General features: G+C 72.1%; 25 protein-coding genes. 6 read left to right on the top strand and 19 right to left on the bottom strand.

What is annotated here, in order from left to right; translation table 11 throughout:
- Positions 1 to 49: 49 nt before the first annotated feature.
- The 3 genes from ACFY93_RS22290 (at position 50) to ACFY93_RS22300 (ending at position 3,985) form a co-directional block, all read left to right on the top strand.
- Positions 50 to 790, top strand: coding sequence for a GntR family transcriptional regulator (locus ACFY93_RS22290; protein ID WP_391361935.1), 741 nt, complete (start codon positions 50 to 52; stop codon positions 788 to 790).
- The gene (locus tag ACFY93_RS22295; protein ID WP_391361730.1) at positions 787 to 3,243 is read left to right on the top strand and encodes a glycosyltransferase; all 2,457 of its coding nucleotides are present in this window, start codon (positions 787 to 789) and stop codon (positions 3,241 to 3,243) included. Before ACFY93_RS22290 ends, ACFY93_RS22295 begins: the two co-directional genes overlap by 4 nt.
- Positions 3,244 to 3,334: 91 nt before the next feature.
- Complete coding sequence (locus tag ACFY93_RS22300) at positions 3,335 to 3,985, top strand: hypothetical protein (RefSeq protein WP_391361733.1); 651 nt, start codon at positions 3,335 to 3,337, stop codon at positions 3,983 to 3,985.
- A 9-nt stretch (positions 3,986 to 3,994) separates the two neighbouring features.
- Here the strand turns inward: ACFY93_RS22300 and ACFY93_RS22305 are convergent, their stop codons facing one another.
- The 3 genes from ACFY93_RS22305 to ACFY93_RS22315 form a co-directional block, all read right to left on the bottom strand.
- A complete protein-coding gene (locus ACFY93_RS22305) occupies positions 3,995 to 4,285 on the bottom strand; it encodes a DUF3303 family protein (RefSeq protein WP_391361938.1) in 291 nt (96 codons plus the stop codon).
- Between the two features lie 151 nt (positions 4,286 to 4,436).
- The gene (locus ACFY93_RS22310) at positions 4,437 to 4,970 is read right to left on the bottom strand and encodes a hypothetical protein (RefSeq protein ID WP_391361736.1); all 534 of its coding nucleotides are present in this window, start codon (positions 4,968 to 4,970) and stop codon (positions 4,437 to 4,439) included.
- Positions 4,971 to 5,092: 122 nt separating this feature from the next.
- Positions 5,093 to 6,376 carry an adenylosuccinate synthase gene (locus tag ACFY93_RS22315; RefSeq protein WP_391361738.1) on the bottom strand — a complete coding sequence of 428 codons (1,284 nt, stop codon included), beginning with the start codon at positions 6,374 to 6,376 and terminating at the stop codon, positions 5,093 to 5,095.
- 190 nt (positions 6,377 to 6,566) lie between these two features.
- Here ACFY93_RS22315 and ACFY93_RS22320 point away from each other — a divergent pair, with 190 nt between their 5' ends.
- Positions 6,567 to 7,409 carry a diacylglycerol kinase family protein gene (locus ACFY93_RS22320; protein ID WP_391361740.1) on the top strand — a complete coding sequence of 281 codons (843 nt, stop codon included), beginning with the start codon at positions 6,567 to 6,569 and terminating at the stop codon, positions 7,407 to 7,409.
- Positions 7,410 to 7,500: 91 nt separating this feature from the next.
- Here the strand turns inward: ACFY93_RS22320 and ACFY93_RS22325 are convergent, their stop codons facing one another.
- Positions 7,501 to 8,040, bottom strand: coding sequence for a MarR family transcriptional regulator (locus ACFY93_RS22325; RefSeq protein ID WP_391361742.1), 540 nt, complete (start codon positions 8,038 to 8,040; stop codon positions 7,501 to 7,503).
- A gap of 116 nt (positions 8,041 to 8,156) precedes the next feature.
- Here ACFY93_RS22325 and ACFY93_RS22330 point away from each other — a divergent pair, with 116 nt between their 5' ends.
- Together ACFY93_RS22330 and ACFY93_RS22335 are read left to right on the top strand one after the other, a co-directional pair.
- Positions 8,157 to 9,083, top strand: a complete 927-nt coding sequence (locus ACFY93_RS22330; RefSeq protein ID WP_391361745.1) for an ATP-binding cassette domain-containing protein — start codon at positions 8,157 to 8,159, stop codon at positions 9,081 to 9,083.
- A gap of 104 nt (positions 9,084 to 9,187) precedes the next feature.
- A complete protein-coding gene (locus tag ACFY93_RS22335) occupies positions 9,188 to 10,696 on the top strand; it encodes an ABC transporter permease (protein WP_391361941.1) in 1,509 nt (502 codons plus the stop codon).
- A gap of 46 nt (positions 10,697 to 10,742) precedes the next feature.
- Here ACFY93_RS22335 and ACFY93_RS22340 read toward each other — a convergent pair whose 3' ends face one another.
- The 15 genes from ACFY93_RS22340 to ACFY93_RS22410 form a co-directional block, all read right to left on the bottom strand.
- Complete coding sequence (locus ACFY93_RS22340) at positions 10,743 to 11,351, bottom strand: hypothetical protein (protein ID WP_391361746.1); 609 nt, start codon at positions 11,349 to 11,351, stop codon at positions 10,743 to 10,745.
- A gap of 43 nt (positions 11,352 to 11,394) precedes the next feature.
- Positions 11,395 to 13,260: a hypothetical protein gene (locus ACFY93_RS22345; protein ID WP_391361748.1), complete on the bottom strand. Its 1,866-nt coding sequence runs from the start codon at positions 13,258 to 13,260 to the stop codon at positions 11,395 to 11,397.
- Positions 13,261 to 13,319: 59 nt separating this feature from the next.
- Positions 13,320 to 13,583 carry a hypothetical protein gene (locus ACFY93_RS22350; RefSeq protein ID WP_391361750.1) on the bottom strand — a complete coding sequence of 88 codons (264 nt, stop codon included), beginning with the start codon at positions 13,581 to 13,583 and terminating at the stop codon, positions 13,320 to 13,322.
- Positions 13,583 to 14,035, bottom strand: a complete 453-nt coding sequence (locus tag ACFY93_RS22355; RefSeq protein ID WP_391361753.1) for a hypothetical protein — start codon at positions 14,033 to 14,035, stop codon at positions 13,583 to 13,585. The genes ACFY93_RS22350 and ACFY93_RS22355 overlap by 1 nt, the downstream gene beginning before the upstream one ends.
- A 176-nt stretch (positions 14,036 to 14,211) precedes the next feature.
- Positions 14,212 to 15,444, bottom strand: coding sequence for a cytochrome P450 (locus ACFY93_RS22360; protein WP_391361755.1), 1,233 nt, complete (start codon positions 15,442 to 15,444; stop codon positions 14,212 to 14,214).
- 62 nt (positions 15,445 to 15,506) lie between these two features.
- On the bottom strand, positions 15,507 to 16,229 hold the full coding sequence (locus ACFY93_RS22365; RefSeq protein WP_391361758.1) for a response regulator: 723 nt from the start codon (positions 16,227 to 16,229) through the stop codon (positions 15,507 to 15,509).
- On the bottom strand, positions 16,226 to 17,566 hold the full coding sequence (locus tag ACFY93_RS22370) for a histidine kinase (RefSeq protein ID WP_391361761.1): 1,341 nt from the start codon (positions 17,564 to 17,566) through the stop codon (positions 16,226 to 16,228). Before ACFY93_RS22370 ends, ACFY93_RS22365 begins: the two co-directional genes overlap by 4 nt.
- Positions 17,567 to 17,719: 153 nt before the next feature.
- Positions 17,720 to 18,580 (bottom strand): alpha/beta hydrolase fold domain-containing protein, encoded by an 861-nt coding sequence (locus ACFY93_RS22375; protein WP_391361764.1) that lies wholly within the window; start codon positions 18,578 to 18,580, stop codon positions 17,720 to 17,722.
- 206 nt (positions 18,581 to 18,786) lie between these two features.
- Positions 18,787 to 20,010, bottom strand: a complete 1,224-nt coding sequence (locus ACFY93_RS22380; RefSeq protein WP_391361767.1) for an aminotransferase class V-fold PLP-dependent enzyme — start codon at positions 20,008 to 20,010, stop codon at positions 18,787 to 18,789.
- The gene (locus ACFY93_RS22385; RefSeq protein WP_391361770.1) at positions 20,003 to 20,878 is read right to left on the bottom strand and encodes a tryptophan 2,3-dioxygenase family protein; all 876 of its coding nucleotides are present in this window, start codon (positions 20,876 to 20,878) and stop codon (positions 20,003 to 20,005) included. The genes ACFY93_RS22380 and ACFY93_RS22385 overlap by 8 nt, the downstream gene beginning before the upstream one ends.
- Before the next feature lie 150 nt (positions 20,879 to 21,028).
- Positions 21,029 to 21,442 carry a DUF3151 family protein gene (locus ACFY93_RS22390; RefSeq protein ID WP_391361772.1) on the bottom strand — a complete coding sequence of 138 codons (414 nt, stop codon included), beginning with the start codon at positions 21,440 to 21,442 and terminating at the stop codon, positions 21,029 to 21,031.
- Between the two features lie 101 nt (positions 21,443 to 21,543).
- The gene (locus tag ACFY93_RS22395) at positions 21,544 to 23,040 is read right to left on the bottom strand and encodes a DHA2 family efflux MFS transporter permease subunit (RefSeq protein WP_391361775.1); all 1,497 of its coding nucleotides are present in this window, start codon (positions 23,038 to 23,040) and stop codon (positions 21,544 to 21,546) included.
- Positions 23,041 to 23,149: 109 nt separating this feature from the next.
- A complete protein-coding gene (gene fbaA, locus ACFY93_RS22400; RefSeq protein ID WP_391361777.1) occupies positions 23,150 to 24,172 on the bottom strand; it encodes a class II fructose-bisphosphate aldolase in 1,023 nt (340 codons plus the stop codon).
- Positions 24,173 to 24,399: 227 nt separating this feature from the next.
- Positions 24,400 to 24,972 carry an orotate phosphoribosyltransferase gene (gene pyrE / locus ACFY93_RS22405; protein ID WP_391361780.1) on the bottom strand — a complete coding sequence of 191 codons (573 nt, stop codon included), beginning with the start codon at positions 24,970 to 24,972 and terminating at the stop codon, positions 24,400 to 24,402.
- A gap of 55 nt (positions 24,973 to 25,027) precedes the next feature.
- Entirely contained in the window at positions 25,028 to 25,816 is a 789-nt protein-coding gene (locus ACFY93_RS22410) for an aldose 1-epimerase (RefSeq protein ID WP_391361783.1), read from the bottom strand.
- Between the last annotated feature and the right edge of the window lie 123 nt (positions 25,817 to 25,939).

Consider the following 25,939-nt stretch of genomic DNA (forward strand, 5'->3'; position numbering starts at 1 on the left):
GTGCTCGTAGGCGTACACGTATCCGAACGCGATGGGGAGCGAGACCACGATGCCCGGCACCGGCGGCAAGGGCGCCGTAACCCGCAGCACTCTGCGGCAGCAGATCGCCGACGCGCTCCGTGACGAGGTGCTGGCCGGCCGGCTCCAGCCGGGGCAGGAGTTCACGGTGAAGGAGATCGCCGAGCAGTACGGCGTCTCCGCGACCCCCGTCCGCGAAGCCCTGGTCGACCTGTCCGCGCAGGGCCTGCTGGACGCCGTCCAGCACCGCGGCTTCCAGGTCCACGCGTACTCGCCGGACGACTACCGGGGCATGGTCGAGGCCCGCAGCCTCGTCTCCGACGGCATCTTCCAGCGGCTGGGCGACGCCGGTCTGCCCGGCGGGCAGGAGGCCCGGGCGATGGCCGCGCTCGCCGGGGTCCGCCGCCGCGGCGAGGAGGCGCAGCGCGCCGCCGACGCCGGTGACCTCGCCATTCTCATCGGGTACGACCTGCGGTTCTGGCGCGAGCTGAGCGCCCTGTTCGGCAATCCCTACCTCGTCGACTTCCTGCACCGGCTGCGCGTGCAGTGCTGGGTGTGCGCGGTGCAGCACCTGCGCCGGGGCCCGGGCGGGACGGGGGGCGCGGGCGGGACCGACGGGGGGTGGGCGGCGGAGGCGAAGGGCAGGCTCTGGTCCGGGCACACCGAACTCGTGGACGCGCTGGTCCGCCGGGACGCCGTCGCGGCGCAGGCCGTCGTCCGCGCCTACAACGCGCACTCCCTCGCCCTGATCGAGCGCCTGGCCGCCGGATGAGCGCCACGCCCGCCCCGGACGTCGTGAAGGACACGCCGGTCATGGATCTGACGATCGTCGTTCCCGCGTACAACGAGGAGAAGCGGCTCGGCCCGACCCTCGAGTCGATCGTGACGCACCTGACGGGGCGCGGGGACCGCTTCGGCCGGTGGGAGCTGATCGTCGTCGACGACGGCTCCACCGACGGCACGCGGGACGTCGTCGCCGCCGTCTCGGCCCGCGAACCCCGCGTCCAGCTCGTCACCAGCCCCCGCAACCGGGGCAAGGGCCACGCGCTGCGGCTCGGCGTGGCCGCCTCGTACGGGCGCCGGGTGCTGATCACCGACGCCGACCTCGCCGCGCCGATCGAGGAGCTGGAGCGGCTCGACACGGCGCTCGCCGACGGCCGGTCCGCGGCGATCGGCTCCCGTGCGACGGCGGGCGCGACGATCGAGCACCACCAGCACCGGATGCGCGAACTGCTCGGCCGGGCCGGGAACTTCCTCATACGCCGCGTCGCCGTCCCCGGCATCCGCGACACCCAGTGCGGGTTCAAGCTGTTCGACGGCGACCGCGCCCGCGAGGCGTTCGCCGCGTCCCGGCTCAACGGCTGGGGCATAGACGTCGAGGTCCTGCAGCACTTCCGCCGCTCGGGCTGGGCGGTGGCCGAGGTCCCGGTGCGCTGGGCCCACCAGTCCGGTTCGAAGGTGCGCCCCCTCGACTACGGCCGCGTACTCGCCGAACTCGCCCTCCTCAAGGCCCGCTCGGTCCGCCCGGCGGACGTCCTGGCGACGGCCGTGTTCCTGCTGATGGCGGTGGTCCTCTACTCCGGCCGCTGGAAGGACCCCGGCGGCCGGTACCTCCCGGACTCACTCCAGGACCAGAACCAGTGGGAGTGGTTCTTCGCGGTCACCGCGGACAGCGTCCGCCACCTCCACAACCCCCTCTTCTCCACCCTCCAGGGCTTTCCGGACGGCGTGAACCTCATGGCCAACACGGTCATGCTCGGCCTGTCCGTCCCCTTCGCCCCGGTCACGCTGCTGTGGGGCCCGGCGGTCGCGCTGACCCTCGTGATGACGCTGGGTATCGCCGCGACGGCCGCCGCCTGGTACTGGCTGATCGTCAGGCGGGTGGTGGCCCGGCGCGGAGCCGCCTTCGTCGGCGCGGCCCTCGCGGCGTTCGCGCCGCCCATGGTCAGCCACGCCAACGCGCACCCGAACTTCGTCGTCCTCTTCATGGTCCCGCTGATCATCGACCGCGTGCTGCGGCTGTGCGCGGGCACCCGGGTCGTCCGGGACGGGGTCGTGCTCGGTCTGATGACGGCGTACCAGGTCTTCCTCGGCGAGGAGCCGCTGCTGCTCGCCTCGATCGGGATGGCACTGTTCGCGCTCGCCTACGGGGCCGCGCGCCCGGACGTCGCGAGGGCGTCCTGGCGTCCGCTGCTGAAGGGCCTCGGGATCGGCGCGGCCGTCTGCCTCCCGATCGTCGCCTTCCCCCTCTACTGGCAGTTCGCGGGGCCGCAGAGCTACAAGAGCGTGCTGCACGGCGACAACGCGGGCAACAGTCCGCTCGCCCTGCTCTCCTTCGCGGAGCGTTCGCTGGTCGCCGGGAACGCGCAGACGGCGAACGCGCTGTCGCTCAACCCCACCGAGCAGAACGCCTTCTACGGCTGGCCCCTGGCGGCCCTCGCCTTCGCGATCGTCGTCCGGCTGTGGGAGCGGGCGCTCGTCAAGGCGCTCGCGTTCACCGCGCTGGCGGCGGCGCTGCTGTCCCTGGGGCCCCGGATCCGCATCCCGCTCACCGACGTCGTCCTCGACGGCCCCTGGGCGGCGCTCGCGCACAAGCCGCTGTTCGAGTCGGTGATCGAGGGGCGCGTGGCGATGGTGTGCGCGCCGGCGCTCGGCATCCTCGTCGCGCTCGCCCTGGAGCGGCTGGCGCGTACCCCGGGCATCGGCACGCAGTACGTGGGCATGGTGGCCGTCGCCGCCGCGCTGATCCCCCTCGTGCCCGCCCCGCTGAAGGCGGTGGACCGGGTGGACGTGCCCGCGTTCATCGCCGACGGGACCTACAGGTCGTACGTCGGCGAGGGCGAGTCGCTGGTGCCGGTGCCGCTGCCTGACCCGGGCGACGCCGAGGCCCTGCACTGGCAGACGGCGGCCGGACTGGGCTTCCGTCTGCCCGGCGGCTATTTCAACGGCCCGTACGGCGAGGAGCGCGTCGGCATCTACGGAGCGTCGCCCCGTTACACCTCCAACCTCCTGCGCGACGTCCGCAACAACGGCACCGCTCCGACGATCGGCGACAACTGGCGCCGCCAGGCCCGCGCCGACTTCGCGTACTGGAAGGCGGGCGCGCTGGTGCTGGCCCCGCAGCCCCACGACACGGTGCTGCGCGAGACGGTCGACGAACTGGTGGGCCGGCCCGGCAAGTGGACCGGCGGGGTATGGGTATGGGACCTGCACGACGGGCGCTGAGCACACGTTCGACCCATTACGCTGCCTGACGACCGACCGGCGCGGCCGCACCGCTCCCGCGCCCCGCACCTGCTACGCGAGGAGCTCTCAGTTGGCCTGTGACCTGTGGCTGGTCCCGCTCGTCGACGTGTTGTGCCACACCCCCGACAACCCCTTCGCCGAGGAGCTCGCGCTCTACGACAGGGCGCTGGGCGAGGCCGGACTCCCGCCGGTCCCGGTGTACGCCTACATGCCCGGCCTGTCGGGCGACGTCGCCCCGGTCGCGGGCTTCGACTACGACGCGCTGCACTTCCTGCGGCGCGCCTACCTGCTGCAGATGTGCGGTCTCGCGGTGACGCCCGTGGACGAGCTGGGCGGCGACTACGAGCAGTTGCTGGAGATGTTCGAGGCGAACGCCCGGCAGTCCCACCTGGTCTGGCACTACGACCACGCGGGCGCCTACGTCCCCGTGGACTTCCCGTACCCGCTCGGCACCGACGAACTCCTCGCCGGGGGCGGCCCGCTGGGCTCCTCGCACGGCCTGCTGCGCGAGCTGCAGTTCGTGGCCCCGTCGATCGGCATCGACCCGGCCAACCCCCCGGCCGCGCCCCAGCCCCCGCCCGGCCCCACCGAACTCGAGGAGCCCGCGGCCCCCGCGCCCTACGACGCGAGCCCGTTCGCCCGTGAGCGGCACGTCTGGCTCGGCCTGCACGCGGCGGCGACCCGCAGCCTCGCCCAGGGCTCGATGATCGTCTTCAGCTGAGGCAGGCCGTCAGCGCAGGTTCGCCAGTCCCTTCTGCAGGTCCTCCGGGTTCATGACCGGGAGGAACTCGACCTCGGCTCCCATCTGGGAGAAGAAGGGTTCCGCGATCGAGGGCATCTGGGAGCTGTCCTGCATGTCGAAGACCATGTAGCAGGTCCGCCGGCCGTTGTGCGCACCGAAGTACGCGGCCTCCGGCTTGATTTGCTCCATGGTGTCCTGCACGATCTTCGGAAGCTTGCCGCTCTCGATGACCTCGTTCGTCTTGTCCGTGTTCATCGTGGCCTTGAGCATCACGCGCATCGCACTCACGTCTCCTTACGAGAGCAGCACCGGACCCGCACGCGATCCCACGGGCCCGTTTCGCGCCTTCACTCCCAGTATGCGCCGGACCGTCGCAGCCGTCCGGCCGACAGGGGGCGAGGGGAGGGCGTGCGCGGTCGAGTGGGCGCTCTCAGGCGCCCGCTCGCCAGGAAGGCGGCCAGGCGGCCCGTTCCGCGATGACCTCACCCGGTACGCGCAGGCTCGCCCGGGCCTTCTCGTAGAAGGCCCGGCGGGCCGATCTGTACGCGCCGTACGCCTGCTCCCAGGCAGCGGCGTCCGCGGCCAGCCGGCCACGGGCCAGCCATTCGAGGTGCCACACGGCGTCGTTGAGCTCCCGGACCGCGGCCGCCGCGTCCGGGCCGGCGAGCAGACGGAGGGGTTCGGTCGTGGCGGCGCGCCGCAGTTCCGCCTGCGCGGCGTCCTCCAGCGCGTCGCCCGTCCCGGGAGCGGAGTCCGGGGTCAGACCCCGGTCGGAGGCGAGCCGCTGGTAGGCGACGACGCATTCCTTCACGGCCCGGCCGTAGTCGCCGTACGCCTCCAGGAGCAGGCCGTCCCACCGGGCCCCCTGTTCACGTCGCCACCGGGCGCGTTCGTGCAACGCCCCCACCAGGTACGACATGGCCGCACCGACCACGACACCGATCAGTGCCGACAGCTGACCCATCACGGAACCCCCAGGACCTGTCCGGCCGATCATGCCGGACGCGCGAACGGCCGGCCCCCTCAGGGGCCGGCCGTCGTGCGGGGGCTCTCGCGAAACCGTCCGCTCGCTCGCTCGTGCGATCGCTAGATGAACGAGTTGACCTCGATCGTCTCGTCGCGGCCCGGGCCGACGCCGATCGCGGAGATCGGGGCGCCGGACATGTCCTCCAGCGCCTTGACGTACGCCTGCGCGTTCTTCGGCAGGTCGGAGAAGGACTTCGCCTTGGTGATGTCCTCACTCCAGCCGGGGAGCGTCTCGTAGACCGGCTTCGCGTGGTGGAAGTCGGTCTGTGAGTACGGGAGTTCCTCGACGCGCTTGCCGTCGATCTCGTACGCCACGCACACCGGGATCTCCTCCCAGCCGGTCAGCACGTCCAGCTTGGTGAGGAAGAAGTCCGTCAGGCCGTTCACCCGGGTCGCGTACCGGGCGATGACCGCGTCGAACCAGCCGCAGCGGCGGTCACGGCCGGTGGTGACGCCACGCTCGCCGCCGATGCGGCGCAGCGCCTCGCCGTCCTCGTCGAACAGCTCGGTCGGGAACGGACCCGAGCCGACCCGGGTCGTGTACGCCTTCAGGATGCCGATGACCCGGCTGATCTTCGTCGGGCCGACGCCGGCGCCGGTGCAGGCACCGCCCGCCGTCGGGTTCGACGACGTCACGAAGGGATACGTGCCGTGGTCGATGTCCAGCAGGGTGCCCTGGCCGCCCTCGAACAGCACGACCTTGTCGTCCTCGAGCGCCTTGTTGAGGATCAGCACCGTGTCGGCGACGTACGGACGCAGCCGCTCGGCGTAGGTCAGCAGCTCCTCGACGACCTGACCGGCCTCGATGGCGCGGCGGTTGTAGAGCTTGGTGAGCAGCTGGTTCTTGACGTCGAGCGCCGCCTCGACCTTCTGCGTCAGGATCGACTCGTCGTACAGGTCCTGGACGCGGATGCCGACGCGGTTGATCTTGTCCGCGTACGTCGGGCCGATGCCCCGGCCGGTCGTGCCGATCTTCCGCTTGCCGAGGAAGCGTTCCGTCACCTTGTCGACGGTGACGTTGTACGGCGTGATGATGTGAGCGTTTCCGCTGATCAGAAGCTTGGAGGTGTCGACGCCGCGCTCGTTCAGTCCGTTCAGCTCGGAGAACAGGACCGACGGGTCGACGACGACTCCGTTTCCGATCACCGGAGTGCACTCCGGCGTGAGGATTCCGGAAGGGAGGAGGTGGAGGGCGTACTTCTGATCGCCCACGACCACCGTATGGCCGGCGTTGTTGCCGCCCTGGTAGCGCACCACGTAGTCCACGGATCCACCGAGCAGGTCGGTGGCCTTTCCCTTGCCTTCGTCACCCCACTGAGCACCGAGCAGCACAAGTGCGGGCACAGGCGTACACCCCTTCCGGGCGGGGCATGTCCAAGGTCGGGGACGTACGCGACCGTTTCTCGTACGGTTACGTGCGCCCGCGACCACCTTTGGCCGCGACCGTCGGACCGGATGCCCCGGAATAGACGAAGCCCCTGGCGCAATAGCGCAAGGGGCTCTTGCACCAAGATGCTACCCGAGGAAGCGAGGCATGACCGAGGTGGCGGCTTCCGACCAGCTTCTGGTGGTCATAGACCCGGTCGCCCGTCGCAGCGACGGTGAGTCCGTACGGATCGCGAAAGACGTGCTCAGCGCGGGTGCGGCCACGAAAGTGTGCCTGCCCGAGGGGCCCGAGGAATTCGCCCGCGCGCTGGCCCGCCGGGGTGCGCGGCGGCCCGTGGTGGTGGGCGACGACCGTGCTCTGCTGCGCGCCGTCTCCCTGCTGCACCGACGGCGGGAACTCGCCACGTGCGCGCTGTCCCTCGTGCCCGTCGGCGGCGTGCTGACCCTGTCCCGTTCGCTCGGGGTGCCGACCGGGGCGGTCGCGGCGGCGCGGGCCGTGCTGGAAGGGGCCGAGCGGCGCTTCGACCTGCTGGCCGACGACAGCGACGGCGTGGTGCTGGGCGCCCTGCGGATACCGTCGGTGCCCACGGCCGCCCCTGAGCCCTCCGCGACGGACCCGGAGCCGGGGCACCCCTGGCTGCGTACCTGCCAGTCCCTGGTGCGGACGCTGGCCGCGCGGCCCCCGCGGGCGGCCCCGGCCGGTCCGGGTCCCTCCCGGCTGCGGGTGGAGGTGGACGGCCTCGTCCTCGTCGACCTGGACCAGCCGGTGGAGGCGGTGTCCGTGGTGCCCGGCGCGCCGGGCGGCGCGGAGGTCGAGGTCCGCCCCCTGTCGGTGGGCGCGGCCGCCGCCCCGCTGCGGGCGGTCGGGCGGCGCATCACGGTGTCGGGGGCCGACTTCCGCTACCGCGCGGACGCGGTGACGGGCGGGCCGGTACGGACCCGGACCTGGACGGTGCGGGAGGGCGCCTGGGGGCTCACGCTGCCGCTGTAGGCGGCGGGTGGCGGGCACGGGCCCGTTCGTGCCCGGCCCGGCGTACGCGGCGCGGGCGGGCGATCCGGGTGGCGTACCGGCCTACGGGTGCTCAGTCGTCGGCGAAGACGCGGGCCCTGTGGGCGCGCCAGCGGTCCATCATCGCCGCGACCTCCCGGTCGACGAAGTCGAAGAAGGCCAGGGTCTCGGCGAGGCGGCGGCCCGCCGGGGTCTGTTCGCCGAGGCTGTCGACGCCGTCCCGCAGGGCCGACTGCCAGCGCTTCAGCACCGCCTCACGGCTGGTCAGCGCCTCGTACCACTGGTCGCCGTGCACCCGGTAGCGCTCGCGGCGCGAACCGGGCTCCCGCTCGCGGGAGACCATGTGCTGCTGGGCGAGATAGCGCACCGCGCCGGACACCGCCGCCGGGCTGACCTGGAGCTGTCCGCCCAGTTCGGCGGAGGTCAGCGCGCCGGAGTCGGAGGCGAGGAGCGCGGCGAACACACGGGACGGCATCCGCTGCATACCGGCCTCGACGAGCTGCGCGGCGAAGCCCTCGACGAACCGCGAGACGGCCTCCTCGTCCCGCGCCCCGGCCTCCGGCCGTGCCGTCCCGGTCCGCTCGGCCGCTTCCGTACTGCCCCGTTCCGTCATCGCACCATCATCCCCTCGCGCGCCCGCCTCCCACGATCTCCGGGCCTCCAGCCTAGTCGCCGTTCGGACATTTCCTTAACTTCACAAATTTCTGAAAGAAGCGTACGTTCTGGAGCATGACGAAGTCGCACCTCGCCATCGAGGTATCGGGACTGCACAAGTCGTTCGGCAGGACGCACGCGCTCGCCGGCCTCGACCTCACCGTCAGGACCGGCGAGGTCCACGGCTTCCTCGGCCCGAACGGCGCCGGGAAGTCCACCGCCATCCGGGTCCTGCTCGGCCTGCTCCGCGCCGACGCGGGCGTGGCGCGGCTGCTGGGAGGCGACCCCTGGGCGGACGCCGTGGAGCTGCACCGCCGCGTCGCCTACGTACCCGGCGACGTCACCCTGTGGCGCAACCTCTCCGGCGGCGAGGTCATCGACCTGTACGGGCGGCTGCGCGGGGGACTCGACCCGGCCCGCCGCGCCGACCTCGTAGAACGCTTCGAACTGGACCCCACCAAGAAGGGCCGCACCTACTCCAAGGGCAACCGCCAGAAGGTCGCCCTCGTCGCCGCCTTCGCCTCGGACGCCGACCTGCTCATCCTCGACGAGCCGACCTCGGGACTCGACCCGCTGATGGAGGAGGTCTTCCGGCGGTGCGTCGAGGAGGAGCGCGACCGGGGGCGCACCGTCCTGCTCTCCTCGCACATCCTCAGCGAGGTCGAGGAACTCTGCGACCGGGTCAGCATCATCCGCGGGGGCGTGACCGTCGAGAGCGGTTCGCTCGCCGAGCTGCGCCATCTCACCCGTACCAGCGTCACCGCCGAACTCGCCGGCGCGGTGGACGGACTGGCGTCGCTGCCCGGCGTGCACGGCCTCGACGTACGCGGAAGGCGCGTCAAACTCCAGGTGGACTCGGACAAGCTGGACGCGGTGCTGCGCTGCCTGGCCGGCTCGGGCGTACGGTCGCTGACCTCGACGCCGCCGACGCTGGAGGAGCTGTTCCTGCGCCACTACCAGGGCGAGGCCGCCGCCGACGGCGTGCGCGCGGTGACCCGGTGAGTGCCGTCACCGGGCCGCGCCCCGCGCCCCGCGGGTCCGGGGTCGCGCGCGGGCTGGCCGGTACGGGCACGCTGACGCGGTTCGCGCTCCGCCGGGACCGGGTGATGATCCCGCTGTGGGTCCTGGTCACCGGCCTGATGGTGCTCTCCATGCCGAACGCGCTCGCGAGCGTCTACGCCACCGCCGCCGACCGGGCCGGGGTCGCCGCCCAGATGCTGACCAACAGCTCGCTGCGGGCCACCTACGGGCCGGTGTTCTCCGACTCGGTGGGCGGGCTCGTGGCCTGGCGCATCGGCGCCTACGCCGGGGTGCTCGCCGCGGTCATGAGCCTGCTCGTCGTCGTACGGCACACCCGGGACGAGGAGGAGAGCGGACGGCAGGAGCTGATCTCCTCGGCGATGGTGGGGCGGCGCGCCCCGCTGACGGCGGCGCTGGGTGCCGCGTTCGCCGCGAACGCCGTGCTCGCGCTGCTGATCGCGGTGGGCCTCGCCGGACAGGGGGCACAGGGCGCGGTCGCGCTCGGGCTCGGCACGGCGGGCGTCGGCATGGTCTTCGCCACCCTGGCGGCGATCGTCGCCCAGTTCACCCAGAGCGCGCGGCTCGCGAAGGGGCTGACGGGCGGGCTGGTCGGCGCGGCGTTCGTGCTGCGGGCCGCCGGTGACGCGGCGAGCACCGACGGCTCGTCCGTGCTCACCTGGCTCTCGCCGGTCGGCTGGCTGGAGAACCTGCGCGCCTTCGCGGACGAACGCTGGTGGGTGCTCGCGCTGTTCGGCGTGGCCGTCGCCGTCCAGGGCGCCGCCGCGTACGCGCTCGCCGGGCGCCGCGACCTCGGCATGGGCTTCCTGCCCAGCCGCCCAGGACCGGCGGCGGGCCGCCTCGGCACGGCGTGGGCCCTGGCCTGGCGACTGCAGCGGGGCGCCGTCCTGGGCTGGAGCCTCGGCTACCTCGCCGCGGGTGCCGCCTTCGGCTCCCTGACCAAGGGCGCGACGGACCTGGTCGGCGACAACGAGCGGACCCGCGAGATCATCGCCCGGATGGGCGGCACGGCGGGCCTGACCGACGCCTTCCTCGGCACGATGGCCGGGATGCTCGGGATGGTGGCCGCGCTCCACATCGTCCAGTCCGTCCTGCGCCTGCACGCCGAGGAGATCTCCCAGCGCGCCGAACCCGTACTGGCGAACGCGGTCGGCCGGCTGCGCTGGGCCGCCGGCCACCTGACCGTCGCGTTCGGCGGCTCGGCCCTCGTCATGCTGCTCGGCGGGCTCGGCCTCGCCGCCGGATACGGGCACGACCTCGGCCCCGTGCTGGCCGCCTGCCTCGTGCGGCTCCCCGCGATCTGGCTGATCGGCGGCGCCGCGACCCTCCTGTACGGGGCGTCCCCCCGCCTGGCCCCCGCTGCCTGGGGCGTGGCAGGCGCCGCGCTCCTCCTCGGCTGGATCGGCCCCGCCCTCGACGCCCCCCAGGCCGTCATGAACCTCTCCCCCTTCACCCACCTCCCGGCCCTCCCGGGCACCCCCATGTCCTGGCCCCCGGTCCTGACCCTCACCGCCACCGCGGCAGCCCTGACCACAGCGGGCCTCACAGCCCTGCGCCACCGCGACATGAGCACCTGACGGGGGCCAACGACACGACTCACCTCCACCCCCGTCTCCCTGCCGCTCAGCCGGTCTCGTACCGCGGAAGTTCCTCTGGAAAGTCACGAGGCTTCTGACATTCGGCCACCGCGTAGGCGTGCACAGTGACTTGGTAGGCGAAGTCGGTCAGGGCCTGTCTCAGCTCGATACCGTTGGCCTTGTGCTTGCCGACGACCCGCGCCTCGGTCACCAGCGCGTAGGTCTCATCAGCGTCGGCCGCATCCACGCCACGGGGAACACACGGGACGTAGACGGTGGCGAACCCACGCTTGGACAGCGCTCGCACATCTCCCGAGGGGACACGGACGACCTTCCCTTCATTGTCGCCACCGTACTGCTCGTAGAAGTCGGCCCAGCCCGATTCGGAGACGTCACGCATTATCGCCTCACCTGAGACCATGTAGTCGTCGGACGTGTCTACACGGCACGCGAACATGAAGTTGTCTCCCGCACCGGTAACATCCGACTTGTGCCCCGCCGACCGAGCTTCCGGAAGCACGCGAGCCGCCACTTCGCGCTTGACTGCACCGTCACACAATGTGGCCGGAAGCCGATCAATCCCTCTGCGAAATATCTGCTGGTACCCGAACCAGATCCCGCCGAATATCGCGCAGAGCACTACGGCAGCAGTCACGGCATTTTTCGCCTTGATTTTCAGCGAATATCCGCCTGCACTTCTAGGCGCTCGGGCGCTTTTGAGCGTCCTCCATGATGCTGTCACTCGACTCCCAACCATCGTTGACGGCATTCCGGATGAGGTCATCCGTTCCGCCTTTCGGCAAGTCGACGTGGTGCCGCTTCAAGGCCTCCTCGACCGACCACTGCGTCTGTTGATTCACTGACTCCTGCATCTTGTTCAAGTCCTGACCGGTTCGATACAGCGACTCGTCCAGCGCGTTGTCCAGCTCCTTGCCATCAAACAAGCGATCCACGGCCATACCTGCGACACCGCTGAAGAAGCCGCCACCCACCGCCCCCCTCACCGCGCCTACCCGGGTGTCGGGCACCAATGTAACGGCCCCGACTCCGATACCGGTCGAAACCACGGTCTTGAAGAAGTCCCCCTGTTGTTTGAGGGCGTCATTTTCTTCGTGCTCGATGTCGACGGCACTGCCGATGTCCGCATCAGCAACGGATCTACCGACGATTCCCTCAATAACGCCAGCATTTCGACCGATGTCTTCGAGGACTTGGGTCCGGCTTCCATCGAAGAGCGCCGGATCCGACAGGTGGGCGTCGATCAGGCTACCGGTGTAGACGCTCTCGCCGTAGCGGATCGCCGCGCGGCCGTTTGCGTCGGTGGACACCGCCGACAGGAATCGCGTCACGTCCGTCTTATTCAGACCTGCGGGATCCGCACTGCCGGACAGAAATACGTCTTCTGAACTGGGCCCGCCAAAGGCCCTGCTGATCTCCGGCATGTACGACGCCGCCATGTGTCCGAAGTGTGCTCCGATACTTTTGTCCACCAAGCTACTACCGCCATCCGGCTGAGCGACCGCCTGCATGACGTTCGCCATGATGTGCACCTGCGTCTCGCTGTGCGGCAGGGCGGCAGGGGCCTTGTCTCCCGCGGCGACGCCGGTGACCGCGGTCTCCAATGCCTGGCCCAGGGAAGCACCTCGGTCCGTGTACTTCGTGCTGTCGAGCATGTGGTTCAAGTCCGACTTCGACTCGAACGCGTGGACCGCCGCCTCAGGGTTGTGGGACAGCGCATCGAAGACGCCGTACAACGGGTCACGCCCGTTGGCCTCACCGAAGACGAGGTCAATCCCTCGGTTCCCGGTCTCCCAGAGATCCTTGGTGTTCGACCGGCCCGCGGCTTTGTCAGCTTTGAAGACCTTGGACCTGTATGCGTCCAGAAACTCGGTGTCGAACTGCCCGCGGTGCATCAAGCTGCTCATCACCTGGGAACCCAGGGCTCCCACAGGGCTTTTCACCGGGTTCGTGGGATCGGCATGGAAGCTCGTGTTCATCTCCCCGAGCATGTCCTTCTTCCAGCTCTGCATGGAGTCCGAGTCAGAGAACGAGGCCGTCGCCAGGGTCATACTCAGGTTGTTCTGCAGGCTTTTCATCCGGTCGAGATCAGCGCCCGTCGCCCCTGCGTGCGCGTCCGTCATCTCTGTCCAGAACTGGAGGGTGCCCTTGGCGCCCAGCCGGGTCGCGAACCGCTCTGCGAACAGAGGATCGTTGTGATACTTGTCCAGGCGCCCGTTGAACTTCGCTACATCGTGCATCGACATTCTGTCCGGATGCTTGGCCATCCGGGCCAACTTCTCGGCTTCCTTGAGTGCCTGGGCAGCCTTGTCCCGGTTGGGGTAGCTGGCGTCCGAGAAGCCGTAGGCGACCTGATCGACGATTGCCTTCAGTACCTCCTTGGCGGACTTGTCGGACTCGGTGGCCCCGCTCAGGACGCGCTGGACTTCGTCGCGTAAGCCATCGACGTCCTGCTGGTCGTGAGAGGGCACCTCGGCCCCCTTCGCGCCACGGTCGGGGTGGATGGTCATCTCGACCCGGAAGGTGCCGCTCCCGGTGTCCGTCACGGTGAGATTCTTCTTGGAACCGCGTTCGACGGCCTGGTCGAGCTGTCCGCGGTAGTCGATCAGCTCGAGCCGGGTGTCGGCGAGGATCTTCGCGATGGTTTGGCCTGGGTGTGGGCGTCCGCGAACTCCGCGGCCGTCTTCGCGACGAACTCGCGCGTCACTCCCGCGTTGACGCCCGCCCAACGTGCCTTCACGGCCTTCTGCAACAGGTCCTGATCGGCGGTCTTCTCTAACTCGCCCAGCTTCCTGGCCATCTGCTCCCAGTCGGTGACGGCCTCACCTAGCTTCGAGAAGTTCCCGAACCGCAGGGCATCCAGGTCCATCAGTGTCCCGCCCTGTCGTCAAAGCCCTTGTCCAGAAGGGAGATGCTGCTGAGCGTGCCCGCGATGTACACCTCGTCACCCGCGTGCGCACGCTTGGTGTAGTCCAAGTGGTTGGAGATGTGGGCGCACGCGTCAAGGAGGGATTGGACCTGGTCCCCCCAGCGCTCGGCGACGTGGTCGAGGCCCTCGCCGAGTTCGTAGCCCTCTGACTTCAGTCCGCCGGCGGCCGCCATCGAAGTGATGCGAGCGTGGTCACCGTAGTGGTCGAGGTCCCCGTGCAAGCGGTACGCCGCGTCTCCGATGGCCGCCAGGTCCGTTTGATTGACGTGCAGGTCGCCCTGCACTTCTCCGCCTCCGCCACCGCCTGGGACAGCCAATTGGTTCAGTCTCATCGCGGTCGATTTTTTCGCAGCCGCCTGCGTCTTCAGCTGCTCCCACTCGTCCCACGCCATGCTCCGAGCGCCCCCCTTGGCCATGTGTCGTGCGGAGAGCCGGACGGTCGTCGATCAAGGCTTCCGCGGCACACGACCGTAGCAAGCAGGCTTCACCGTGCGGAGGCTCTGGCCGGAACGCGCCACGACCACGGCCTGGAGTTCATACCGAGTAGTGAACCCGGTTTCGGACGGTGTCACAGCCCGACGTGCAGGCTCTCCAGGCCGCGGATGACGAAGTTCGGTTTGCGGGTCGGGGGTGAGGTGGGGTGGAGGGTGGGGGTGTGGGTCAGGAGGGCGGTGAGGGATGCGGTGAGTTCCATGCGGGCCAGGGGGGCGCCGATGCAGTAGTGGATGCCCGCGCTGAAGGAGATGTGCGGGTTGTCCCGGCGGGCGAGGTCAAGGCGGCCGGGGGCGGAGAAGGCCGCCGGATCGTGGTTGGCGGAGCCGAAGAGCAGGGCCAGTTCCGAGCCGCGGGGGATCGTCGTGCCGTCGATCTCGATGTCGTCCAGCACCCAGCGCTCGAAGAGCTGCAGGGGCGTGTCGTAGCGCATCAGCTCTTCCACGGCCGTGGGGACCAGGGAGTGGTCGGCGCGCAGGGCCGCCAGCCGGTCCGGGTGGCGGAAGAGGGCCCACCAGCCGTTCACCGTGGCGTTGACCGTCGCCTCGTGGCCCGCGTTGAGGAGCAGCACGCAGGTCGAGATCATCTCCTGCTCGGTCAGGCGGTCGCCCTCGTCGTGGGCGGCGATCAGGCCGGAGACCAGGTCGTCGCCGGGCTTCTCGCGGCGGGCGGCGATCAGCTCGCGCAGGTACGCGGTGAACTCGACCGACGCCCGCACCGCCCTCGCGGCCGTCTCCTCGGAGGGGTTCAGCTCGTACATCCCGCAGATGTCGGCCGACCACGGGCGCAGCGGGCCCCGGTCGGACCCGGGGATGCCGAGCATCTCCGCGATCACCGCCACCGGGAGCGGTTCGGCGACGTCGGTCAGCAGATCGCCGCCGCCCGCGTCGGCCAGGTTCCGGGCCAGTTCGTCCGCGAGCCCCTCGACGTAGGGCCGCAGCCGCTCCACCGTCCGGGCCGTGAACGCCTTCGAGACCAGCCGGCGGATCCTCGTGTGGTCCGGCGGTTCGAGGTCGAGCATCCCGTGGTCGTTGAGGACGTGGAACGGCTCGTGCCCGGGCGGGGGCGCGGTCCTGCCGAAGTCCTCGTGGGTGAAGCGGTGCCGGTACGTCCGGCCCAGCCGCCGGTCGCGCAGCAGCGCCGAGACGTCCGCGTGGTGCGGGACCAGCCACTGGTCGCTCGGCTCGTAGTGGAGCACCCGGCCCCGGTCGCGCAGCTCCGCGTACGCGGGGTACGGGTCCGCGACGAACTCCGGGTCCCACGGGTCGAACGCCGACGACGACGGGAGCGAGCGCTTCGAGACTGCCATGACGGGACGCTAGCCCGCGGCGGCGGCCGGTGAACAGGGGCCCGGGGGCCGTGGCCCCCGCCTCACCCGGGTGTGACCAGGCGCGCCTCGTAGGCGAAGACGGCCGCCTGGGTGCGGTCGCGCAGGCCCAGCTTCACCAGGACGCGGCTCACATGGGTCTTGATGGTGGACTCGGCGACGACCAGTCCCGCCGCGATCTCCGCGTTCGACAGGCCTTGCGCGATGAGGACCAGGACCTCGGTCTCCCGCTCGGTCAGTTCGCCGTACGCCGCCTGCGCACCGGCGGAGAAGCGCGGCGCCCGGTCGATCTTCGAGAACTCCGTGATCAGCCGCCTGGTCACGGACGGCGCGAGCAGCGCCTCGCCGGCCGCCACCACCCGTACCCCGTCGGCGAGCCGGCGCGCCGACGCGTCCTTGAGGAGGAAGCCGGAGGCCCCCGCCCGCAGCGCCTGGTACACGTACTCGTCGAGGTCGAACGTCGTCAGCACGAGGACCTTGGCCGCCCCGTCCGCCGCGACGATCTCCCGGGTCGCCTCGATGCCGTTCAGCCCGGGCATCCGGATGTCCATGAGCACGACGTCCGGTGACAGCTCGCGCACCCGCCGGACCGCGTCGCGTCCGTCGACCGCCTCGCCGACCACCTCGATGCCGGGCATCGCGTTGAGCAGCACCGAGAAACCCTCGCGGACCATCATCTGGTCGTCGGCGATCAGCACGCGGATGGTGCCGCGCGTCGTCTCCTCCGTCGTGCCGTCCGTCGTGCCCTCCGGGGCCGGGCCCGTCACGCCGGGTCCACCGTGGCGGGGACGGGAAGGAAGACCGTGACCTCGTAGCCGCCGTCCGGTGCCGGGCCCGCCGTCATCTCTCCGTCCAGCATCGTGACCCGCTCGCGCATCCCCGTGATGCCGTGCCCGGCGCCGTGCGTGGCCTTCACGAGCGCCGGCCCCGGAGCCGGACCGTTCACGACGCGCAGCCCGAGCCCGCCGAGCACGTAGCCGATCTCCACCCGGGCCGTCGCGCCGGGCGCGTACCGCAGGGCGTTGCTGAGCGCCTCCTGGACGATCCGGTACGCCGACAGCTCGACGCCCTGCGGCAGCTCCCGCACCCCGCCGGTGACCACCTTCTCGACCGCCAGTCCCGCGTCCCGCACATTGCCGAGGAGGCCGTCGAGATCCGCGAGGACGGGCTGCGGGGCGTCCGGGGCCTCGTAGTCCTCCGCCCGTACGACGCCGAGCACGCGGCGCAGCTCGGTGAGCGCCGCCACCGCGTTCTCCCGGATCGTCGCGAAGGCCTTCTCCAGCTCCGGCGGCGGGTTCTCCACCCGGTACGGGGCCGCCTCCGCCTGGATGGCGACGACCGACATGTGGTGCGCGACCACGTCGTGCAGTTCGCGGGCGATCGTCGAGCGCTCCTCCAGCAGGGTGCGCCGGGAGCGCTCCTGCGCCGTCTCCGACTGCTGCGCGGTGACCTCCCGCTGCGCGGCCCGGCGTATGTGCAGCACCGTGACGGCCAGCAGGGCCAGGGCGGAGACGGACAGCAGCGGCGCCGTGTTGGTGTCGTAGTGCCCTCCGCCGAAGAAGGTCTCGGCCGCCAGCCCGTACACCGCGGTCAGGACCCACATCCAGGCGGCGGTGCGCGGCCTGGTCCGCAGCGCCACGACCGTCAGGACGACCAGGTGCGCGGCGAGGGCGCCCGGCGGCCACGGCCAGTCGCTCCAGGGATCGCCGAACGAGACGGCCACCGGCGCGGCGGCCAGCGACGCCCAGAAGGCACCGACCGGCCGGACCAGGGTCAGCAGCACCGGTGCCAGCGCGAGGAGGGCGAGGAAGAGACCCGGGGTGCCGGTCGCGTCGGTGTCGATACCGGCGAAGGCCACCGCCAGCAGGCCGGCCAGGCCCACCGCGGCGTGCGGGGTCCAGGCCGCGCGCGCCCGCAGGTGTCCGGGCAGCCGCCCGACGAGCGGTCCGTCGACGCGCATGCGCGGCAGCGGCCGATAGGCGAAGGCGTCGTGGAACAGGTCCTGCCACAGTCCGCGCAGGGCGCCCACGGCCAGTCGGAACTCCGGGCTGCGCGGCGTCACTTCGCCGGGCGGCATCGTCTGGGTCTGGGTCATCTCGGTCACGTACAGAAAGGTAGGCCGGGGCGGGGGCGGCGGTCGTCACCCATGAGACGGGTCCTCGGGGGTCCGTCTCAGGTACTACGGGACATTGTCGGTCCGTACGGGTACGGCCCTCGCGCGTACGGCGCCCCCGCCCCCGCGTACCGGGCCGGGTGCCTACCAGGCCAGCTGGGCGATCTCCTCCGCGACCACCGCGCACGCGTCCGCCGCCGGGTCGATCAGCGGGAAGTGGCCCACGCCGTCGAGGAGTGTCAGGCCCACCGTCTCCCCCGCCCTGGCCGCCGCGTCGGCGTACGACTCGGCGACGGCCTGCGGCACGACGACGTCGGCGCGGCCCTGCACAAGGGTGGTGGCGATCCCGGTCGGGAGCAGGAACACCGGGTCGGTGTACGGCCTGCGCTCCTCGAACCGCGCCTCGCCGCCCAGCAGCTGGCGCGCGGCACCCCCGCAGACGTCCAGCTTCCCGGCGACGGCGAAGTCCGCGATGGGGGCGAGGGCGACGACGCCGCGCAGCGGGGCCGGGCGGCCGGTGTGCCAGGGCGCGTCGGCCGGCAGTACGTGGCGGGCGGCGGCCCACAGGGCCAGGTGGCCGCCCGCGGAGTGGCCGGTGGCGACCGTGCGCCGCGGGTCGGCCCGCGGAACCGCCCGGCGTACGAGGCCGGGGAGCGCGTCGAACGCGGCCGCCACGTCGTCGAACGTCTCGGGGAAGCGGCCCGCGACCGGCCCCGTCCCGCCCTGCGCGGGCACCGTGGTGCCGCGGCGGTACTCGACGTTGGCCACCGCGAAGCCGCGGCGGGCCAGGAAGTCCGCGAACGGCGTCACGTGCAGGCGGTCGTACGCGGCGCGCCAGGCGCCGCCGTGCAGGAGGACGACGAGGGGAGCGGGGGCGTCGCCGCCGGTGCGCGGGGCGTAGAAGTCGATCACCTGGTCGGGGTGGTCGCCGTAGGCGGCGGTGGCGTCCGGGGAGACGGGCGGGTGCGAGAAGGCGGAGGCCTCCTCGGCGGCGTCGTCCGACATGCTCCAGCCTCTCGGTGCGGTGGCGTGTGCGGCGGACCGGGCGGGCGATCGGCCGTCGGCCGGGACGGTACCAGGGCCGGTGCGCGGCGTGACGAGGGGATGTCACCCACGGTGAGGCGCCCCCCGTGGCCCGCGCCGGGGCGGGCCACGGGGGCAGGGAACGGTCCCCGGGGAGCCGGCTCCCCGGGGACCGTTCACGGCCCTGGCTAGGCGACGACCTCCGCCAGCACCCGCGCCGCCCGTTCGACCTCGCCGAAGCCCAGGTACAGCGGCGTGAAGCCGAAGCGGAGGGCGTCCGGCGGGCGGAAGTCGCCGATGACGCCCCGGCCGATCAGGCGGGGCATGACCTCGGCGGCGTCGGCGCAGCCGAGGGTGATCTGGCTGCCGCGTTCCGCGTGGGCGCGCGGGGTCAGGCACTCCAGGCGTCCCCCGGGGACGTACGCCTCGACGCACTCCAGGAAGAAGTCCGTCAGGGCGAGGGACTTGGCGCGGACCGACTCGACCGGGACGCCGTCCCACACCTCCAGGGCGGCTTCGAGCGCCAGCATCGAGAGGATGTCCGGGGTGCCGACGCGGCCGCGCAGCGCACCCGGGGCGGGCTCGAACTCCCGTCGCATCCCGAAGGGCTCCACGTGGGAGTTCCAGCCGGGCAGCGGCGAGTCGAAGCGGTCCTGGAGACCGGAGCGCACGTACAGGTAGGCCGGTGAACCCGGGCCGCCGTTGAGGTACTTGTACGTGCAGCCGACCGCCAGGTCGACCCCGTGCGCGTCCAGCCCCACCGGCAGGGCGCCCGCGCTGTGGCACAGGTCCCAGACCACGTGGGCCCCGGCCGCGTGCACGGCGGCGGTCAGGCCCGGCAGGTCGTGCAGCCGGCCCGTGCGGTAGTCGACGTGGTTGAGCAGCACCGCCGCCGTACGCGGGCCGAGAGCGCCGGCCAGCTCGCCGGGGGCCACCGGGCGCACCCGGCACCCCGTCATACGGGCCGCCGACTCGGCGATGTAGCCGTCCGTGGGAAACGTCGTTGCGTCGACCAGGACCTCGTCCCGGCCACCGGCCCCGGGAGCGCCGCCGTCCCGGGTGAGCCGTACGGCGCCGACGACCGCTTTGAAGACGTTGACGCTCGTCGAGTCACCGGCCACGATCTGCCCCGGTGCCGCGCCCACCAGCGGGGCGATCAGGTCGCCGATCCGCTCGGGCGCCGTCCACCAGCCGCTCTCCTGCCAGGACCGGATCCGCAGCTCGCCCCACTGACGGCGGACGACGTCCTCGATCCGCCCGGGGACGGCGGCGGGCAGCGCGCCCAGCGAGTTCCCGTCCAGGTAGGTCACGCCGGGGGCGTCGTCGAGGACGAACAGCTCGCGCCTCTTGGCGAGTTCGTCGGCCGAGTCCAGCGCCTCCGCCCTGTCGCGCGGTGCGGACGCCTCAGACATGGGACCTCGCCGTCCACAGCTCCGGGAAGACGTTCTTCTGCGCCCGCTTCTCCAGCCAGGCCACCCCGGCGGAGCCGCCCGTGCCGGTCTTCGCGCCCATCGCCCGCCGTGTCGCGACGAGATGGTCGTTGCGCCATCGCCACACCAGCTCGGCGACGTCCGTCAGCGCCTCGCCGAGACGCGCGAGCTCGGCGCTCTCGTCACCGGCGTACAGCTCCGTCCAGACGGCCTCGACCTCGGCGGCCGGCTCGTAGCGCGCCGACACGTCCCGCGTCAGCACCGCCTCGGGGATCGCGAAACCGCGCCGGGCCAGCAGCCGCAGCGTCTCGTCGTACAGGCTCGGCTCGTGCAGCGCCTTCTCCAGCTCCGCGTGGACCCGCGGGGCGCCCCGGTGGGGCACCAGCATGGACGCGGACTTCTCGCCGAGCAGGAACTCCATGCGGCGGTACATCGCGGACTGGAAGCCGGATCCCTCGCCGAGTGCGGAGCGGTACGAGTTGAACTGCGCCGGGGTCAGCTGGCCGAGCGGCCGCCAGGAGGCGTTCAGCGCGTCCAGTTCGCGCACCGAGCGCTTGAGCGCGGCCACGGCCGTGGGGACGTCGTCGGCGCGCAGGGCGCGCGCCGCGGTCTCCCACTCGTGGACGATGACCGTGAACCACAGCTCCATGACCTGGGTCGTCACCAGGAAGACCATCTCTCCGGGGTCGTCGGAGAGGGTGTGCTGGAGGCGGGTGAGGACGTCCGCCTGCACGTAGTCCTCGTACGGCGTCGTGCCCTGGAAGTCGAGATGCGGGGTCTCGGGCTCGTGCCCCTCGTCGATCCGGTCGGTCCGGTCCGTCGGGTCACTCCGATGAGCCTGTTGGGACATCGCTGTCTCCTGTTGCGTACTCCGGGTAGCGGTCCGCCCCTGCCGTTACCGGCACGGGGGCCCCGGTCCCCACTCGCATCCTCCGCAATCGTGCCCCGAAACGGCAAGGCCCGCCCGGTCACGACCGGGCGGGCCCTGCCGCGCGCGGCGCTAGCCCAGCGTCTGGGCGGCGGCCGGCGAGGAGTCCTTCAGGAACTGGCTGCAGCGCTCGTACTCCTCCTGCTCGCCGATCGCCTGCGCGGCGCGGGCGAGGGCGTGCAGGGCGCGCAGGAAGCCCCGGTTGGGCTCGTGCTCCCAGGGCACCGGGCCGTGGCCCTTCCAGCCGCTGCGGCGCAGGGAGTCCAGACCGCGGTGGTATCCCGTACGGGCGTAGGCGTACGACTCGACGACGCCACCCCGCTCGTACGCCTCGTCGGCGAGCCGTGCCCAGGCCAGCGAGGACGTCGGGTACTTCGCGGCGACGTCGGAGGGGTCCGTGCCGTTCGCGAGGAGCTCGCGCGGCTCCGGGTCGTCGGGCAGGTGGGTCGGGGGCGGTCCCCCGAGGAGGTTCTCGTGAAGGCTCATGGGTTCCAGTCTGCTGCATTCGGCGTACGGGGAAACGGCAGGATACGGGCCGGGCACGGGCCCGGCGTCACGGCACCGGCGACCGCCCCCGCCGCCCCGCGTCACCCCTCCGGCACCCGCCTCCCGCGCCCCGGCTCCAGCGGGGGCACGGCCACCGAACCGTGGGTGTGGCACTCCGGGTGACGGCAGTCCGGTGCCGGGCGGCGCACCGTCGTGAAGGCGAGGACCGCGCCGGCCACCAGGACGCCCGCGCACAGCGGCATCGCCCGCCGGAAGGCGTCGTCGAACCGCTCCGCCGAGCGGTACGCCTCCGGGCCCATCCCCGCCAGCAGCGGCAGCGCGGCCACCGCGACCAGCCCGGCCGCCCGCGCCGCCGCGTTGTTGATGCCGCTGGCCAGCCCCGCCCGGCCGGTCTCCACCGAGGCGAGCACGGTCGCCGTCAGCGGCGCGACCAGCGTGACCATCCCCAGGCCCAGCACGAGCAGCGCGGGCAGCACGTCCCGCACGTACGAGGCGTCCGGGCCCACCCGCAGCATCAGCAGCATCCCGGCGGCGCACAGCAGCGGGCCCACCGTGAGCGGCACCCGCGGCCCGATCCGCTCCCCCAGCTCCCCGGAGCGCGCCGACAGCAGCAGCATCAGCGCGGTCGTGGGCAGCAGCGCCGTACCGGCGCCGAGCGCCGAGTAGCCGGCGACGACCTGGAGCTGCAGCGCGGCGAGGAAGAAGAAACCGCCGAACGCCGCGTACACGCACAGGGTGACGCCGTTGACCGCGCTGAACTGGCGTGACGCGAAGATGCCGAGCGGCAGCATGGGGTCGGGGCGGTGCCGCTCCACGTGGACGAACGCGACGGCCGCCGCCACGCCCAGGACCGCCGTCACGGCGACGCCGAGGGTGGCGCCGCGTGCCTCGATCAGCGCGTACGTCAGCAGGGCGAGGGCCAGTGCGCCGAGCGCGGCGCCGAGGACGTCGAAGCCCCGGCCGTGCACCCGGCCGTCGCGCGACTCGGGGACGTGCCGCACGGCGACCGGGGCGCAGACCAGGGCGACGGGCACGTTCAGCAGGAAGACCCAGCGCCAGCCGGGGCCGTCGACCAGCCAGCCGCCCAGGAACGGGCCGACGGCCGCGCCGACCCCGCCGAACCCCGACCACAGGCCGACGGCCCTGGCCCGGTCGTCCGGGTGGAAGGACGCCTGGATGATCGCGAGCGATCCGGGCGTGAGCAGGGCGCCGCCGACGCCCTGGAGCGCGCGGGCCGCGATGAGGACGCGCGCGTCCGGGGCGATGCCGCACAGCAGCGAGGCCGCCGCGAACCAGATCACGCCGAGCACGAAGATCCTGCGGCGGCCGAACCGGTCCCCGAGGGCGCCGCCCAGCAGGATCAGGCCCGCGAGGGTGACCATGTAGGCGTTGACGGTCCACTGGAGGGCGGCGAGGTCCGCGTCGAGGTCGCGGCCGATGCGGGGCAGCGCGACGTTGACGACGGTCGAGTCGAGCAGGGCCATGCTGGAGCCCAGCACGGTGGTCAGCAGGACCCACTTCCCCTGCGGGGAGGAGATCCTGATGCCCGGGGCCTCCCGCGGTGGCGCATCAGCCATGCCCCGGAGCATACGAGCATGCGGAAGGGCCCGGCATCCTGGGAGACCGGGCCCTTCGTGCGCTGTCCGCCGAGCGGGGCGCCGCGAGCGCGGCGCCGCCGAGCGGGCCCTACTTGATGCGGGTGCCCGCGGAGCGCAGGTGGCCGCAGGCCTCGGTGACGCGCTTGGCCATGGAGGCCTCGGCGAGCTTGCCCCACGTGCGCGGGTCGTAGGTCTTCTTGTTGCCGACCTCGCCGTCGACCTTCAGGACACCGTCGTAGTTGCGCAGGACGTGGTCGGCGACGGGGCGCGTGAACGCGTACTGGGTGTCGGTGTCGATGTTCATCTTGACGACGCCGTTCTCCAGCGCCGTGCGGATCTCGTCCTCCGTGGAGCCGGAGCCGCCGTGGAAGACGAAGTCGAACGGGGAGGCCTTGCCGAACTTGGCGGCGACGCCCTCGTTCAGCTCCTTGAGCAGGTCGGGGCGGAGCACGACGTTGCCCGGCTTGTAGACGCCGTGGACGTTGCCGAAGGACGCGGCCAGCAGGTAGCGGCCCTTCTCGCCCAGGCCGAGGGCCTCGGCGGTGCGGATCGCGTCGTCGACGGTGGTGTAGAGGGAGTCGTTGATCTCGTGCGAGACGCCGTCCTCCTCGCCGCCGGTCGGGGTGATCTCGACCTCGAGGATGATCTTCGCCGCGCGGGCCTTCTCCAGCAGTTCCTGCGCGATGGAGAGGTTGTCGGCGAGGGTCTCGGCGGAGCCGTCCCACATGTGCGACTGGAACAGCGGGTTGCGGCCGGCCGCGACGCGCTCGGCGGAGACGTCGATCAGCGGACGTACGTAGCCGTCCAGCTTGTCCTTGGGGCAGTGGTCCGTGTGCAGCGCGACGGTGACGTCGTACTTGGCGGCGACGATGTGCGCGAACTCGGCGAGCGCGACGGCGCCGGTCACCATGTCCTTGTTGTGCTGGCCGCCCAGGAACTCCGCACCGCCGGTGGAGATCTGGATGATGCCGTCGCTCTCGGCCTCCGCGAAGCCGCGCAGCGCGGCGTGGAGGGTCTGGGACGAGGTCACGTTGATGGCCGGGTAGGCGAACTTGCCTGCCTTCGCCCGGTCGAGCATCTCGTTGTAGACCTCGGGGGTTGCGATAGGCATCTGACCGCTCCTTGTGTATGCGGGTTGCGTGGTGCTTAAGGCCCTGACCTAGGGGGGCGACGTCATCGTCGGCCCCATCTTTCCAGACCGGGCCGGATGGTCCGGCCCCCTGTCCGGGATCCGGGACCTGGGCGGCCGGACGGGTCCGGGCGGGCGTCCGGGCGGGCGCCCCGGCGGGCGCCGGGACGCTTCCCGGCGCCGTGGGACGGTGGGGCGGACGGCGGGCCTCAGTCGAGGCCCAGCTCGTCCTTGGAGTAGGCGAAGAGGTACGGGACGCCGGTGCCCGACTCGATCTTCTCGGCGGCGCCCGTGGCCCGGTCGACGATGGTGGCGACGCCGACGACCTCCGCGCCGGCCTCGCGCACGGCCTCGACGGCGGTGAGCGGGGAACCGCCGGTCGTGGACGTGTCCTCGACGACCAGGACGCGGCGGCCCTTGATGTCGGGACCCTCGACCCGGCGCTGCAGCCCGTGCGCCTTCGCGGCCTTGCGGACGACGAACGCGTCCAGCGTCCGGCCGCGCGCGGCGGCCGCGTGCAGCATCGAGGCGGCCACCGGGTCGGCGCCCATCGTCAGGCCGCCCACCGCGTCGAAGTCGAGGTCCGCGGTCAGGTCGAGGAGGACCTGACCGACCAGCGGGGCGGCCCGGCCGTCGAGGGTGATGCGGCGCAGGTCGATGTAGTAGTCGGCTTCCAGGCCCGACGACAGGGTCACCCTGCCGTGCACGACGGCCTTGTCCTTGATCTGCCGCAGCAGCTCGTCCCGGGTGCCTGCCGGCCCGGTCGCGTTGACGTCACTCATGGCAGCCAGCTTAAGTGCGCACGATCGGGGCCGGGTCACGCCCCGGGCGGGGCCGTCAGGGGTGCCGCCAGCTCCAGGTGGTCGACGCCTCCAGCGGGTCGAGCGGAGTGACCAGGCGCGGAAGCGTGTTGAGGCCGTTGGGCGGGCCGGTCTGCGGTTCCACGCAGACCGCGGCGTCCTGCTCGTCGTAGACGACGACCCACTCCTCACGGCTGGTGACCCGCAGCTCCAGCTGCCCGGGCCAGGTCAGCGTCACGTCGACGCCGTCCGGCATGCCGAAGCAGTCGTCCCAGGGGCCGGGCCGGGGGTCCACGCGCCGTCCGGTGGGCAGGTGGTCGTCGCCGCGCTCCTCCTGCCAGGCGGCCGTGAAGCCGAGCCGGACGTCCTCGCCGCCGAGGTTCCGGTTGAACCACGGGTGCCAGCCGATCTGCGCCGGGAAGGAGTCCTCGTACGTCTCCACCGACGCGGTGACCGTGAACGTGTCCTCGGTCAGCGCGAAGGACTGGGTGACCAGACCGCTGTGCGGCCAGGGGTCGCCCAGGTCGTACGTGAGGACGGCCTCGCCCGCGTCCGCGCGGGCGGTGCGCCAGGGGTGGTCGCGGGCGGTGCCGTGGATGGCGTGCGGCGGGGCGTTGAGCGGCAGCTTCCGTACGGTCGCGCCGTCCAGGAACCGCCCCTCACGGGTCCGGCCGCACCACGGGATCATCGGGAAGCACCCGAATCTCGCGCCCTGCCGCAGCAGTTCGACGCCCCCGATCCGCAGACTGCCCACCCGGCCGCCGTTCCCCGGCTGCACGGTCACCTCCGCGTCACCCGCGGTCAGCGTGATGTCTTCGTCACTCACGGAGTTGACCCTACTGGTCACCGCGTCGCGGAACCCGCGGCCACCGGCACGGCGACGTGCGCGGACCGTCGCGCGGGCCTCCCGTCCGGCCGCGTCCGCGCGCGGTCACTCCCTCGGCGGCGC

Source organism: Streptomyces sp. NPDC008313, assembly GCF_042956125.1.
Classification (GTDB): domain Bacteria; phylum Actinomycetota; class Actinomycetes; order Streptomycetales; family Streptomycetaceae; genus Streptomyces.

Bases quoted from the DNA above. Each gene is read 5' to 3' on its own strand.
- ACFY93_RS22295 (WP_391361730.1), top strand. From the start codon at position 787: ATGAGCGCCACGCCCGCCCCGGACGTCGTGAAGGACACGCCGGTCATG.
- ACFY93_RS22320 (WP_391361740.1), top strand. From the start codon at position 6,567: ATGACCGAGGTGGCGGCTTCCGACCAGCTTCTGGTGGTCATAGACCCG.
- pyrE (WP_391361780.1), bottom strand. From the start codon at position 24,972: ATGAGTGACGTCAACGCGACCGGGCCGGCAGGCACCCGGGACGAGCTG.
- ACFY93_RS22305 (WP_391361938.1), bottom strand. From the start codon at position 4,285: ATGCGCGTGATGCTCAAGGCCACGATGAACACGGACAAGACGAACGAG.
- ACFY93_RS22395 (WP_391361775.1), bottom strand. From the start codon at position 23,040: ATGGCTGATGCGCCACCGCGGGAGGCCCCGGGCATCAGGATCTCCTCC.
- ACFY93_RS22310 (WP_391361736.1), bottom strand. From the start codon at position 4,970: ATGGGTCAGCTGTCGGCACTGATCGGTGTCGTGGTCGGTGCGGCCATG.
- ACFY93_RS22375 (WP_391361764.1), bottom strand. From the start codon at position 18,580: ATGTCGGACGACGCCGCCGAGGAGGCCTCCGCCTTCTCGCACCCGCCC.
- fbaA (WP_391361777.1), bottom strand. From the start codon at position 24,172: ATGCCTATCGCAACCCCCGAGGTCTACAACGAGATGCTCGACCGGGCG.
- ACFY93_RS22390 (WP_391361772.1), bottom strand. From the start codon at position 21,442: ATGAGCCTTCACGAGAACCTCCTCGGGGGACCGCCCCCGACCCACCTG.
- ACFY93_RS22380 (WP_391361767.1), bottom strand. From the start codon at position 20,010: ATGTCTGAGGCGTCCGCACCGCGCGACAGGGCGGAGGCGCTGGACTCG.
- ACFY93_RS22350 (WP_391361750.1), bottom strand. From the start codon at position 13,583: ATGGACCTGGATGCCCTGCGGTTCGGGAACTTCTCGAAGCTAGGTGAG.
- ACFY93_RS22335 (WP_391361941.1), top strand. From the start codon at position 9,188: ATGATCCCGCTGTGGGTCCTGGTCACCGGCCTGATGGTGCTCTCCATG.
- ACFY93_RS22360 (WP_391361755.1), bottom strand. From the start codon at position 15,444: ATGGCAGTCTCGAAGCGCTCGCTCCCGTCGTCGTCGGCGTTCGACCCG.
- ACFY93_RS22355 (WP_391361753.1), bottom strand. From the start codon at position 14,035: ATGGCGTGGGACGAGTGGGAGCAGCTGAAGACGCAGGCGGCTGCGAAA.
- ACFY93_RS22330 (WP_391361745.1), top strand. From the start codon at position 8,157: ATGACGAAGTCGCACCTCGCCATCGAGGTATCGGGACTGCACAAGTCG.
- ACFY93_RS22385 (WP_391361770.1), bottom strand. From the start codon at position 20,878: ATGTCCCAACAGGCTCATCGGAGTGACCCGACGGACCGGACCGACCGG.
- ACFY93_RS22290 (WP_391361935.1), top strand. From the start codon at position 50: ATGCCCGGCACCGGCGGCAAGGGCGCCGTAACCCGCAGCACTCTGCGG.
- ACFY93_RS22325 (WP_391361742.1), bottom strand. From the start codon at position 8,040: ATGACGGAACGGGGCAGTACGGAAGCGGCCGAGCGGACCGGGACGGCA.